We start from the raw sequence: 13609 nt of genomic DNA, 5'->3' as shown, positions 1-13609 counted from the left end.
TTTCGTGTCCATATTTCGCTGATGTCCTAGAACGATTGGGTTCGCTGGGCGCGTGATCCGTTTTGGTGACGAAACGTTTACGCGGGATCTATCGGTTTCGGCTAGACCATGCGGTGGACTGCATGGGCCGGGCCCCGTGCGCGGGGTCCGGCAAGGGTTGCAGTTCCGCAGTGCTGTTCGGTGAACCCGGATTCTCGGAATACTGACCGCGGGGGCGATATGCATCTGTTCGACCGCCATAAAGAACTGGAAGCCTTGAGCGAGGCGTTCGCCGACTGCGTCGGCGGATCGGGACAGCTCGTGATCATCAGCGGTGGTCCGGGCTCGGGGAAGACCGGACTCCTCCACGAGTTCGCCGGCACGGTGGCGGCGGGGGCCCGGCTCCTGATCGCCACCGCTTCCGCCACCGAGCGGAACCGGCCGCTCGGCACCGTGGGGGACCTGCTGCTCAGCGGCGAGGTCCCCGCGGACGTGCTGGACCGGATCACCCGCTGCCGCACCTCCGACGGAACCGCTCCTGCGCCGTCCGGGCCGGAGCAGGAGAAGTACGTCGCGCGCGCCGTCCAGGACGTCTCCCGGGCCGTGGTGGAACTCTCCGGCGACCGGCCCGTGGTGATCGGCATCGACGACTGCCACCACATGGACGCCGCCTCGCTCCGGACCGTCCTCGCGCTGCTGCAGCGGATCCGCGCCAAGCGGGTCCTGGTGGTGTGCACCGGCTGGGAGCAGTACGGGCCCGCCCACCCGTTCTTCCGCACCGAGCTCCTGCGCCGGCCGCACCGCAGGGTCCGCCTCGCGCCGCTCTCCGAGGAGGGCGTCGGCCTCATGCTCGCCGCGCAGTCGGAGCGGCCGTTGCCGCCCGGCGCCCGCACCCGCTACCACCGCATGACCGCCGGCAACCCCATGCTGGTGCGCGCCCTCCTGGACGACACGACGCGCTTCGGGGCCGACATCGGCGAGCCGGTCGCGAGCGTCGCCTACCGGCAGGCGGTGCTCGCCTGCCTGGCGCGCACCGAGCCCGGCCACGCGCGCACCGCCGCGGCGCTGGCCGCCCTGGGCGACGCCGCCTCGGCCGGCAGCGCGGCGGCCGTGACGGGCCTGTCCCCGGACGAGGTGCAGCAAGGGGCCGAGCTGCTCTCCCAGACGGGGCTGCTCGACGGATTCCGCTTCCGGCACGCGGTCGCGGCGAGCGCGGTGCTCAGCAGCCTCGCCGCGAACGAGCGCTCGCGCCTGCACGGCGACGTAGCGCAGCTGCGCTACGAGGTGGGCGACCCCCTCGCCGACGTGGCGCGCCACCTCCTGGCCGCCGGCCGGGCCCCCGAGCCCTGGGGGCCCGCGGTGCTGCGGCGCGCGGCCGAACAGGCCCTGGCCGCGGACGACGTCGAGGAGGCCGCGAGCTTCCTCGGGCTCGCCCTGCGGGAGTGCAAGGACCAGCGGGAACGCCACGCTCTCTCGGCAACCCTGGCCCGGGCGGTGTGGCGGGTCAACCCGGCGGCCGCGGGCCCGCACCTCGCCCCGCTGTACGCCGCCGCCCGCGGCGGCACCCTGGACACCCGCGACACGGCCACCGTGCTGCGCCACATGCTCTGGCAGGGCGATACCGATCTCGCGGCGGAGACGATCGGCGCGTTAGGCGGCCTGCGCACGCGGACCGACGCCCGGCTGCTGGCCGAGATGGAGTTCGTCAGACAGTGGTTCTACGGCATGCCGCGGGCCCCGCAGCGCGGTGACACGGGCCGGACGAGCCCCCTCGAACCCACCATGGCGGACCACACCAGCAGCCTCTGGGCCAGCGTCGCCCTCATGGCCGGCGGCACCGTCACCGACGAATCCGTCACGCACGTGGCCGAGGCCCTGCAGGCCCACCAGCTCAGCGACCTGCGGCTCGAACTCACCACGATCTCCCTGATGGTCATCGCGCATGCGGACCGGCCCGCGACCGCGGCGGAGGTGTGCGATTCCCTCCTGGCCGACGCCGGGCGGCGCGAGTCGACCACCTGGCAGGCCGTCCTCGGTGCCGTGCGGGCCGAAATCGCCCTGCTGCAGGGCGACGTGGAGACCGCCTCGGAGAAGGCCGTCGAGTCCCTCGGCCTGCTGCACCCGCAGGGCTGGGGCGTGCTGGCCGGCCTGCCGCTGTCGACGGCCCTGTTCGCGTACACGGCCCGCGGCCGCCACGAGGCCGCGGCGGACCTGCTCCAGCACAAGGTGCCGGACAGCATGTTCCAGACGCTCTTCGGCGTGCAGTACCTGCGCGCCAGGGGACATCACTACCTGGCCACCGGGCGGGCCTTCGCCGCGCTCAACGACTTCGAGACCTGCGGCCGGCTCATGCAGGACCGCAGCCCGGAACTGCAGGCGGGGATCCCCTGGCGGACCGACCTCGCCCAGGCGAACCTGCGCATCGGCAAGCAGCGCGCCGCCAAGGACTGGGCGCAGAAGCAGCTCAGGATGCGCGGCAACTTCGGCTCCCGCACGCGCGCGATCACCCTGCGCGTCCTGGCCGGAGCGAGCCAGCTGCGCCACCGCACCGCCCTCCTGCGCGAATCGGTCGACCTGCTCCAGGCCTGCGGCGACCGGCTGGAGCTCGCCCTGGCCTACGGCGAACTGTCCGCCGCCCACTACGAGCTGGGCGAGTTCGCCCGCGCCCGGCTCCTGGCGCAGCAGGCCGCCCAGGAGGCCGCGGCGTGCCGGATCGATTCGCCGGTCGGCAACCGCCTGGAGCGGGCCGAGCCGGAGGCCCCCGGCGCCGCACCGGCCCTCAGCGACGCGGAGTGCCGGGTCGCGGCGCTGGCCGCGCTCGGCTACACCAACCGCGAGATCAGCAGCCGCATCCACGTCACCATCAGCACGGTCGAGCAGCACCTGACGCGCGTCTACCGCAAGCTGAACGTCGCCAGCCGCACCGAGCTGCCGTCCAAGGTGATCGAGTACCGGATACCGACGCCGTCGGACCCGGCCCCCGCGGCCCGGTCGGCCGCGGTGCGCGGCAGCGCCTGAGCGGACACCGCGCGCCACGCCGCGGCGGGCGGGCGGGAGCCCTCAGAGGCTCCCGGCCCGCCCGCCGTTGTCACTTGTACGTCTCCAGCTCGTCGTCCAGGATGCCGAACAGCTCGTCCGCGGTCGCCGTCTCCAGCCCCGGACCGCTCTCCCGCTCCTCCTCCCGGGGGCCGGCGTCGGTCCACTTCGCCGTGAGGGCCCGCAGCCGCACCGCGACCCTGGCCCGCTGCTCCCCGTCCACGACCGCGGCGTCCAGCAGGGCTTCGAGGCGCATCACTTCGGCCTCGGCTTCCGGCACGGCCCCGTCCGCGTCCCCGGCCAGTTCGCCGAAGAGATGTCCGGCGATGGCGGCGGGGGTCGGGTAGTCGAAGGTCAGGGTCGCCGACAGGCGCAGCCCGGTGTCCGCGCCGATGCGGTTGCGGAGCTCCAGGGCGGACAGCGAGTCCACTCCCAGCTCGCCGAAGCCCCGCTCCGGGTCGACGGCGTCCGCGCGTGCGTGCCCGAGCACGTCGGCGACGTGCCCGCACACCGTCTCCAGCAGCAGCTTCCTGCCCTCCGCGGGCGGCAGTTCCGCGAGCCGCTGCGGGAGGGCGGCGGTCTGCTGCCGCCCGTCGGCGGTGCCGGCGGCGGAGGGTGCGGCCTGCGCGGTCCGCCGGGCCGGTGCGCCGCCGAGGGCCCGCACCATGGGCGGCGCGTCCTCGGTGGGCCGCACCCGCATCGGCAGGAGCACGGCGCGGTCCGCGGTCAGGGCCCGGTCGAAGAGGGCCAGTGCCCGGTCGGCCGGCAGCGGCTCGACGCCGTCGCGGGCCAGCCGCCGCAGCTCGGCCTCGCCGAGCGAGCCGGCCATGCCCGAGGCGGTGTCCCACAGGCCCCAGCCCAGGGACTGGGCGGGCAGCCCGGCCGCGCGCCGCCGGGCCGCGAGGGCGTCCAGGAAGCCGTTGGCGGCGGCGTAGTTGGCCTGGCCCGCGGCCCCCAGGGTGGCGGCGGCCGAGGAGAACAGCACGAAGGAGGCGAGACCGAGGTCCCGGGTGAGCTCGTGCAGGTTCCAGGCCGCGTCGGCCTTGGGCCGCAGGACCGCGTCGAGGCGGTCCGGCGTCAGCGACGGCAGCAGGCCGTCGTCCAGCACGCCGGCGGCGTGCACCACCGCCGTGAGCGGATGCGCCTCCGGTATCGCGGCGAGCAGCGCGGCCAGCGCCTCGCGGTCGGCCGCGTCGCACGCGGCGACGGTCACCGTCGCGCCGAGCCCGCGGAGGTCGCCGAGGTCCCCCGGGTCGCCGCCGCGGCTGCTCAGCACCAGGTGCCGTACGCCGTGTGCGGTGATCAGGTGCCGGGCGAGCAGCCGGCCGAGGCTGCCGGTGCCGCCCGTGATGAGTACGGTGCCGTCCGGGTCCGGCCCGGTGAGGGCGGGGGCGGCGCCGGGTGCCGGGGCGGCCGGGGACAGCGCGGGGACGTACGCCTTGCCCGCGCGCAGAGCGAGCTCCGGTTCTCCTGCGGCCACCGCCGCGGGGAGGGCGGCCCGGGAGGCCGGGTCGTCGTCGAGGTCGACGAGCGCGAGCCGGCCGGGGTGTTCGACGGCGGCGGACCGCACGAGGCCCCCGATACCGGCCTGGGCGAGCCCGGGAGCACCCTCCAGGTCGACCGCTCCCCGGGTGACGACCACCAGCCGCGCGTCCCCGAGGGACTCGTCGGCGAGCCGCTCCTGGAGCGTGGCCAGCATCGCCTGCAGGGTTTCCCGGGCGGCGGCCGGGGCGTCCTCGGCCGTGGGCTCCGGGGCGAACAGCACGCTCCCGGGAAGGGGGCCGGCCACAATGGGCAGCGGCACCGGCTTCCACACCAGTTCGTACAGGTCGCCCGGCGCCGGGGCGGCCGCGTTCAGCTGCTCCGCGGTCACCGGCCGGATGCGCAGCGAGGACACCGCGGCGACCGGCGAGCCCGCGCCGTCGTAGAGGCGCAGGCCCATCTGCTCGGTGCCGTACGGGGTGAGCCGCAGCCGCACCGCCGAGGCGCCCGCCGCGTGGAGCGACACACCCTCCCAGGCGAACGGCAGCGTCATCACCGTCGGGTCCTGGCCGTCGACCAGGTCGATGGCGTGCAGCGCCGAGTCGAGCAGCGCCGGGTGCAGCCCGAAGTCGGCCGTCTCCGCGCCCTCGGGCAGGGCGAGTTCCGCGTAGACCTCCTCGCCGAGCCGCCAGGCGGTGCGCAGGCACCGGAACAGCGGGCCGTAGCCGTAGCCCTGCTCGGCCAGGTGGTCGTAGGTGCCGGTCAGGTCGACGGGCACGGCGCCCGCGGGCGGCCAGGCGCCGAGCGCCTCGGGCTCCGCCGCGGGGGCGGGGGCGAGGACGCCGGTGACGTGCCGGATCCAGGCCTGCCCGGCGCCCTCGGTGCGCGCGTGGACGGTGACCGTCCTGCGCCCGGTCGCGTCGGGCGCTCCGGCCACGACCTGGAGCTGCACCGCGCCCTGCGCGGGCAGCGCCAGCGGCCGCTCGACGGTGAGTTCCTCGACCAGGGCGCAGCCCGTGCGGTCCCCGGCCCGGACGGCCAGTTCGACGAAGGCGCTGCCCGGCAGGAGGACCACTCCGGCGACGGCGTGATCGGCCAGCCAGGGGTGCGTCTCCAGCGCCACCCGGCCGGTCAGCGCGACGGCGTCGTCGTCGGCCAGCCGGATCTCCGCGCCCAGCAGGGGGTGGTCCACGGGCGTCTGCCCCACCCCGCCGGCGCCGGCCGGTGCGGCCGGCTCGTCGTCGAGCCACAGCCGCTGCCGCTGGAAGGCGTACGTGGGCAGGTCGGTCCGGCGGGCGCCGGCCGCGGCGAAGACCCGCTCCCGGTCCAGGGGCACCCCGCGGACCTGCAGCGTCGCCAGGGCGGTGGCCAGGGCGACGGGCTCCTCCCGGTCGCGGCGCAGCACGGGGACGAACAGCGACCGCTCGGCGTCGTCCACGCACTGGGCGCCCATGGTGGAGAGCACCGCGTCGGGCCCGACCTCCAGGAAGGTGCGGACGCCCGCCGCCTCCAGGGTGCGGATCCCGTCGGCGAACCGGACGGCCTCGCGGGCGTGGCGCACCCAGTACCCGGGCGAGGTCAGCTCCTCGTCCGTGGCCCGCACGCCGGTCAGGTTGGAGACGACGGGCACGGACGGCGGCGCGAACCGCAGGCTCCGCGCGACCTCCTCGAACTCCCCGAGCATCGGCTCCATGCGCGGCGAGTGGAAGGCGTGGCTGACCCGCAGACGCTTCGTCCTGCGGTCGCCGAAGGCGGCGCCGACGGCGGCCACCGCGTCCTCGTCGCCGGAGACCACCACGGCGCGGGGCCCGTTGACGGCGGCGACGGCGGCGCCGTCGACGAGGTGCGCCCGCACCTCCTCCTCCGTCGCGTCGACGGCCAGCATCGCGCCGCCGGCGGGCAGCGCCTCCATGAGCCGTCCCCTGGCCACGACCAGGCGGGCGGCGTCCTCCAGGGTGAGCACGCCCGCGGCGTGGGCCGCGGTCACCTCGCCGACGGAGTGACCGGCGAGGAGGTCCGGCCGGATCCCCCAGGACTCCAGCAGCCGGAACAGGGCGGTCTCGACGGCGAACAGGGCGCTCTGGGTGTACATGGTCCGGTCGAGCAGGCCGGCTTCGGCATCGTCCGGCCCGGCGAGGACGACCTTGCGCAGCGGTCGGTCGAGGTGGGCGTCGCAGTGGCGGCACGCCTCGTCGAACGCGGCCCGGAAGACGGGGTGCCGCGCGTACAGCTCCCGTCCCATCCCGGGGCGCTGGGCGCCCTGCCCGGTGAAGAGGAAGGCCACCTTGCCGGCGACGGGCCTGCCGCGGACCACTCCCGGCGCCGTGGCGCCCGCCGCCAGCGCGGCGAGGCCCGCGGCGAGTTCGTCCCGGTCGCGGGCGACCACGGCGGCCCGGTGGCCGAGGGCGGCCCGGCCGGTGGCCAGGGAGAAGGCGAGATCGTGCAGGGGGGCGTCCTGGACTGCTGCGAGGCGTCCCGCCTGGGCCGCGAGGGCTTCCGGGGTGTTCCCGGACAGCAGGACGGGCAGCAGGGGTGCCGCGGCCGCGGGCTCGGCGGTCATTGCGGAACCGTCTCCGGGCTCCGCGGCCGGGGCCGGGGGCGGCGCCGGCGCCTCGATGATGGTGTGGGCGTTGGTGCCGCTGATGCCGAACGAGGAGATGCCCGCCCGGCGCGGACGGCCTTCGGCCTCCGGCCAGTCCCGCGCCTCCGTCAGCAGCTCTACGCGGCCCGCCGTCCAGTCCACCTGCCGCGAAGGCTCGTCCACGTGGAGCGTGGCGGGCAGGACGCCGTGGCGCATGGCCAGCACCATCTTGATGACGCCGGCCACGCCGGCGGCGGCCTGCGTGTGACCGATGTTCGACTTGACCGAGCCCAGCCACAGGGGCTGTTCGCGGTCCTGTCCGTACGTGGCGAGCAGCGCCTGGGCCTCGATGGGGTCGCCGAGGGTGGTGCCGGTGCCGTGCGCCTCCACCACGTCCACGTCAGCCGCCGAAAGACCGGCGTTCTCCAGCGCCTGGCGGATCACCCGCTGCTGGGACGGGCCGTTCGGAGCCGTCAGACCGTTGGACGCGCCGTCCTGGTTGACGGCGCTCCCCCGGACGACGGCCAGGACCTCGTGCCCGTTGCGCCGCGCGTCCGACAGCCGCTCCAGGAGCAGCATGCCCGCGCCCTCGGAGAGGGCGGTGCCGTCGGCGCCGTCCGCGAAGGACTTGGCCCGGCCGTCCCCGGCGAGGTTGCGCTGCCTGCTGAAGTCCACGAACGTGTCCACGGTGGACATCACGGACACGCCGCCGGCCAGGGCCAGGGTGCACTCCCCCTGCCGCAGGGCCTGCACCGCCAGGTGCAGGGCGACCAGCGACGAGGAGCACGCAGTGTCCACGGTGAGGGTCGGGCCCTCCAGGCCCAGGGTGTAGGCGACCCGGCCGGAGGCGACGCTGCCGAGGCTGCCGTTGCCGAGGTAGTCCCGTACGGACTCGGGCGCGTTGGCGAGCCTGCTGCCGTAGTCGTGGTACATCACGCCGGCGAAGACGCCGGTGCGGCTGCCCCGTACCGCGTGCGGGTCGATGCCCGCGCGCTCCAGGGCCTCCCAGGAGGTCTCCAGCAGCAGCCGCTGCTGCGGGTCGGTCGCGAGGGCCTCGCGCGGCGAGATGCCGAAGAAGTCCGGGTCGAAGTCGGCGGCGTCGTGCAGGAATCCGCCCTCGCGGGTGCTGCACCGGCCGACCTTTCCCGGCTCGGGGTCGTAGAGGCCGGCGAGGTCCCAGCCGCGGTCGGCCGGGAAGGGCGACATGCCGTCCCCGCCGTCGGCCAGCAGGCGCCACAGCTCCTCGGGGGTGGTGACGCCGCCGGGGTAGCGGCAGCTCATGGCCACGATCGCGATCGGCTCGTCCGTTACGGCGGCCGCTGCGGCGGGTGCGGACCCGGCCGCGTCCGGGTCGTCGGGACCGATCAGCTCGGCCTTGAGGTGGCCGGCCAGTGCGGTGGCGTCGGGGTGGTCGAAGACGAGGGTCGCGGGCAGCCGGAGGCCGAGCGCGCCGGAGAGGCGGTTGCGCAGTTCGACCGCGGTCAGCGAGTCGAAGCCGATCTCGCGGAAGGCGCGGCGCGGGTCGAGGACCATGTCCGCGTCGTGGCCGAGGACGGCGGCGACGTGGGTGCGCAGGAGTTCGAGGAGCAGCGCGTCGCGCTCGGCGGGCGCCGCGGCGGTCAGCCGGTCCCGCAGCCCGCCGCCCGCGGTACCCGCCGCCGCGGTGCGCCGGGCGGGGGCGCGGACCAGTCCGCGGAGCACGGGCGGGACGGAGTCCGCGCGCCGGAGGGCGGGCAGGTCGAGGCCCATGGGCAGCAGCAGCGGTTCGCCCGCGGTCAGCGCGGCGTCGAAGAGCCCGAGCCCGTCCTCGGTGGTCAGCGGCCGGACCCCGGAGCGCGCCATGCGCTCGACGTCGGCGTCCGTGAGGTGCGCGGTCATGCCGGTGCGCTGCTCCCAGAAGCCCCAGGCCAGGGAGACGGCGGGCAGGCCCCGGGCGGCGCGGTGGTGGGCCAGGCCGTCGAGGAAGGCGTTGGCGGCGGCGTAGCCGGACTGGCCCGCGCCGTCGACGGTGCCGGCCGCCGAGGAGAACAGCACGAAGGCCGCCAGGTCGAGCTTCTCGGTGAGTTCGTGCAGGTGCCAGGCGGCGTCGGCCTTGGGTTTCAGGACGGCGTCGAGCCGTTCGGGGGTGAGCCCGGTGACGAGGCCGTCGTCGAGAGCGCCGGCCAGGTGGACGACCGCGGTCAGCGGGTGTTCGGCGGGGACGGCGGCGAGCAGGCCGGCGAGGCGGTCCCGGTCGGAGGCGTCGCACCGGGCCACGGTCACGTCCGCGTCCAGGCCGGTGAGGTCGCCGGACAGGACGCCGCTGCGGCCGGCGATCAGCAGGTGGCGCGCGCCGTGCGCGGTCACCAGGTGACGGGCGATCAGGCCGCCGAGCACGCCGGTGCCGCCGGTGATCAGGACGGTGCCCTCGGGGTCGAGCGCGAGGTGCCCGGCGCCGCGGCCCGCCCCGGCCGTCCTGGGCACGTGGGCCCTGCCCTCGCGGAGGGCGAGCTGGGGTTCGCCGGACGTCTCGGCCGCGGCGGCCGCGTCGCCGGGCGTGGCCGCGGCGTCCGCGTCGACGAGGACGAGGCGGCCGGGGTTCTCGGCCTGGGCCGCGCGGACCAGGCCCCAGACGGCGGCCGCGGCCAGGTCGGTGACGTCCTCGGCGCCGACGGCCACGGCGCCGCGGGTGAGCACGATCAGCCGGGAGGAGGCGGCCCGGTCGTCGGCGAGCCACTGGCGTACGGTCTCCAGCACCCGTCCGGCCTGCGCGCGCGTGGCGGCGAGGGGGTCGCCGGATCCGTTCACGGGGAGAACGGCGTAGGCGGGCACCTCCTCCAGGGCGTCGAGACCGCCGTCGCCGAGTACGACGTGGGCGGCGGTGGCGGGTCCGGCGGCGGGAAGAGCGGGCCAGTCCAGGCGGTAGAGGCCGTCGGAGCGGCCGGCCGCGGCGAGCGCGCCGGGGTCGACGGTGCGGGCGGTCAGGCCGTCGACGGCGGCCACGGGCGCCCCGGTGGCGTCGGCCAGCTGGAGCGTCGTGACGTCGGTGCCGGTGATCCGTACACGCAGGGCGGTGGCCCCGGCCGCGTACAGCGAGACGCCGGTCCAGGAGAAGGGCAGCCGGGCCGCCCCTTCCTCCGGTTCGCCGAGCCCCGCGGCGTGCAGGGCGGCGTCGAACAGGGCGGGGTGGAGGCCGAAGCGCTCCGCCTCCACGGGCAGTTCGACCTCGGCGAAGGTCTCGTCGCCGCGCCGCCAGGCCGCGCGCAGCCCCTGGAAGGCGGGGCCGTAGTGGTAGCCCTGTCCGGCGAGCCGGTCGTAGACGTCGTCGACGGCGACCGGCCGCGCGCCGGCGGGCGGCCAGGCGGCGAGGTCGAACCCGGCGTCCGGGGCGTCGGGTTCGAGCAGGCCGGAGGCGTGCCGGGTCCAGCCTGCGGCGCCGTCCTCCGGGCGGGAGTGCACGGACAGGTACCGCTGTCCCGTCCCGTCGGCGTCGCCGGCGCGGACCTGTACCTGGACGGCTCCCCGTGCGGGCAGCAGCAGCGGCGCCTCCAGCGTCAGCTCGGCCACCCGGCCGCAGCCGAGCTCGTCGCCCGCCGCGATCGCGAGTTCCACGAACGCCGTGCCGGGCAGCAGGGCGGTCTCCCCGACGGCGTGGTCGGCGAGCCAGGGCGCGGTGGCGGTGGAGAGCCGCCCGGTGAAGAGCATGCCTCCGCCGTCGGCGACGGTCACCGCGGCGCCGAGCAGCGGGTGCCCGGTGGCCGCGAGCCCGGCCGCGGCCACGTCGCCGGCGGCGGTCGAGCGGCCGAGCCAGAACCGCTCGCGCTGGAAGGCGTAGGTCGGAAGGTCGGCCGGGCGGACGGGCATGCCGTCGAAGGCGGGCCGCCAGTCCACGGGGACGCCGTGCACGAACGCCTCGGCCAGCGACGCCAGCCACCGGGCAGGGCCGCCCTCGTCGCGGCGCAGCGAGCCGAGGCCGGTGATGTCCGCGCCGGCGGCGTCGGCGGTCTCCTCGATGCTGTGCAGGAGCACGGGGTGCGGGCTGCACTCGGCGAAGACGCCGTAGCCGCCGGCGAGCAGCACCCGGGTCGTGGGCTCGAAGAGCACGGTCCGGCGCAGGTTCGTGTACCAGTACTCGGCGTCGAGCCCGGCGGTGTCGAACAGGGCTCCGGTGACGGTGGAGTAGAAGGGCACGTCCGCGGAGCGCGGGCTGACGGGGGCCAGTTCGGTCAGCAGCCGCTCGCGGATCGTCTCGACCTGCGCGGAGTGCGAGGCGTAGTCGACGGGCAGCCGCTTGACGCGCACGTCGTCGGCCTTGAGCCGTTCCTCCAGGGCGTCGAGGGCGTCGGTGTCGCCGGAGAGGACCACGGAGGCGGCCCCGTTGACGGCGGCCACCGAGATCCTGCCGTCGTAGGCGGCGAGCCGCTCCCCGATCCGCTCCTCGGGCAGCGCGACCGAGAGCATGCCCCCGCGGGCGGAGAGCTCGTCGGCGATGGCCCGGCTGCGCAGGGCCACGACGCGGGCGCCGTCGGCGAGGGAGAGCGCCCCGGCGACGCACGCGGCGGCGATCTCGCCCTGGGAGTGCCCGATGACGGCGGCGGGGCGGATGCCGTACGAGCGCCACAGCCCGGCGAGCGACACCATGACCGCCCACAGGGCGGGCTGGACGACGTCCACGCGTTCCAGGGGCGCCGCGTCGCGCACGGTGTCGAGCAGGTCCCAGTCGGTGAAGGGGGCGAGGGCCTCGGCGCACTCGGCCATCCGGGCGGCGAACACCGGTGACGCGTCGAGGAGTTCTGCGGCCATGCCGGCCCACTGGGAGCCCTGCCCGGGGAAGACGAAGGCGATCCGGGACTCGCTCGCCCGCCGGCCCCGGACGACGTGGGGCGCGGTGGTCCCGTCGGCGAGGGCGGCGAGCCCCGCGAGCAGGGTCTCGCGGTCGTCGCCGATCACCACGGCGCGGTGGTCCAGGGCCGCCCGCGACGTCGCCAGCGTGTGGGCGACGTCGGGGAGCGGGGCCGCGTCCGGGCCCTCCCCGGCGCCAGTGAGGTGGGCGAGCAGCTGCCGGGCCTGGGCGGCCGGCGCCTGCTCGCCCTGGCCGGAGAGGACCAGCGGGACGGGCCCGGTGAGCGCGGCCGGCGCTTGGGGCCGTTCGGGCCCGGGGACGCCTTCCAGGATCACGTGGGCGTTGGTGCCGCTGATGCCGAACGAGGAGACGCCTGCGCGGCGGGGGCCGTCGGTGCCGGGCCACGCGCGGGCCTCGGCGAGCAGTTCGACGGCGCCGGAGTCCCAGTCGACCTGGGGCGTGGGCTCGTCGGCGTGCAGCGTCCTCGGCAGCCTGCCGTGGTGCATGGCCATGACCATCTTGATGACGCCGGCCACGCCGGCGGCGGCCTGGGTGTGCCCGATGTTCGACTTGACCGAGCCCAGCCACAGGGGCTGTTCGCGGTCCTGCCCGTACGTGGCGAGCAGGGCCTGCGCCTCGATCGGGTCGCCCAGGGGCGTGCCGGTGCCGTGGGCCTCGACGGCGTGCACCTGGTCGGTGCGCAGCCCGGCGTCGGCCAGGGCCTGGCGGATGACGCGCTGCTGGGAGGGGCCGTTGGGGGCGGTCAGCCCGTTGGAGGCGCCGTCCTGGTTGAGGGCGCTGCCCTTGACGACGGCGAGGACGGGGTGCCCGTTGCGGCGGGCGTCGGAGAGCCGCTCCAGGAGAAGCATGCCGGCGCCCTCGCCCCAGCCCGTGCCGTCGGCCCCGGCGGCGAACGACTTGCAGCGGCCGTCCAGGGACAGCCCGCGCTGCCGGCTGAAGTCCACGAACGTGTCGGGGGTCGACATCACCGTCACCCCGCCCGCCAGCGCCAGGGAGCACTCCCCCGTGCGCAGCGCCCGGACCGCCAGGTGCAGGGCGACCAGCGACGACGAGCAGGCCGTGTCGACGGTGACCGCGGGGCCCTCCAGGCCCAGGGTGTACGAGACCCGGCCGGAGGCGACGCTGCCGAGGCTGCCGTTGCCGAGGTAGCCCTCGACGCCCTCGGGCACGTCCGTCAGCCAGCTGCCGTAGTCGTGGTACATGACGCCGGCGAAGATGCCGGTCCGGCTCCCCCGGACGGTGTGCGGGTCGATGCCCGCACGCTCGAAGGCCTCCCAGGAGGTCTCCAGGAGCAGCCGCTGCTGCGGGTCCATCGCGATGGCCTCGCGCGGGGATATCCCGAAGAACGCCGCGTCGAACCCGGCGGCTCCGTAAAGGAACCCGCCCTCGCGCACATGGGTCTTGCCGGGGGTGTCGGGGTCCGGGTCGTAGAGTCCTTCGACGTCCCAGCCGCGGTCGTCCGGGAAGTCGCCGATGGCGTCGGTGCCCTCGTCGACGAGGCGCCACAGCTGTTCGGGCGAGGCCACGCCGCCGGGATAGCGGCAGCTCATCGCCACGATCGCCACGGGCTCGGAGGCCGCTGCCGTGATCTCGGCGTTCTGCCGGCGCAGCCGCTCGTTCTCCAGCAGTGACTCGCGCAGCGCCTCGACGATCTGCTCGACGGATGTGTCCACGGTAGGTGTCGCTCC

The 13609-nt window shown here is 76.1% G+C and carries 2 protein-coding genes; one reads left to right on the top strand and one right to left on the bottom strand.

Annotated elements, in window-relative coordinates:
- Window positions 1–219 precede the first annotated feature (219 nt).
- On the top strand, window positions 220–2997 hold the full coding sequence (locus NQU55_RS36345; protein ID WP_168094524.1) for a helix-turn-helix transcriptional regulator: 2778 nt from the start codon (window positions 220–222) through the stop codon (window positions 2995–2997).
- 70 nt (window positions 2998–3067) lie between these two features.
- On the opposite strand, the gene NQU55_RS01545 is transcribed toward NQU55_RS36345, so the two are convergent.
- Entirely contained in the window at window positions 3068–13594 is a 10527-nt protein-coding gene (locus tag NQU55_RS01545; protein ID WP_168091468.1) for an SDR family NAD(P)-dependent oxidoreductase, read from the bottom strand.
- Window positions 13595–13609: the final 15 nt, after the last annotated feature.

The organism is Streptomyces telluris (assembly GCF_024519335.1).
Taxonomy (GTDB): Bacteria; Actinomycetota; Actinomycetes; order Streptomycetales; family Streptomycetaceae; genus Streptomyces; species Streptomyces telluris.
This window is presented reverse-complemented; position numbering and strand designations above follow the sequence as displayed.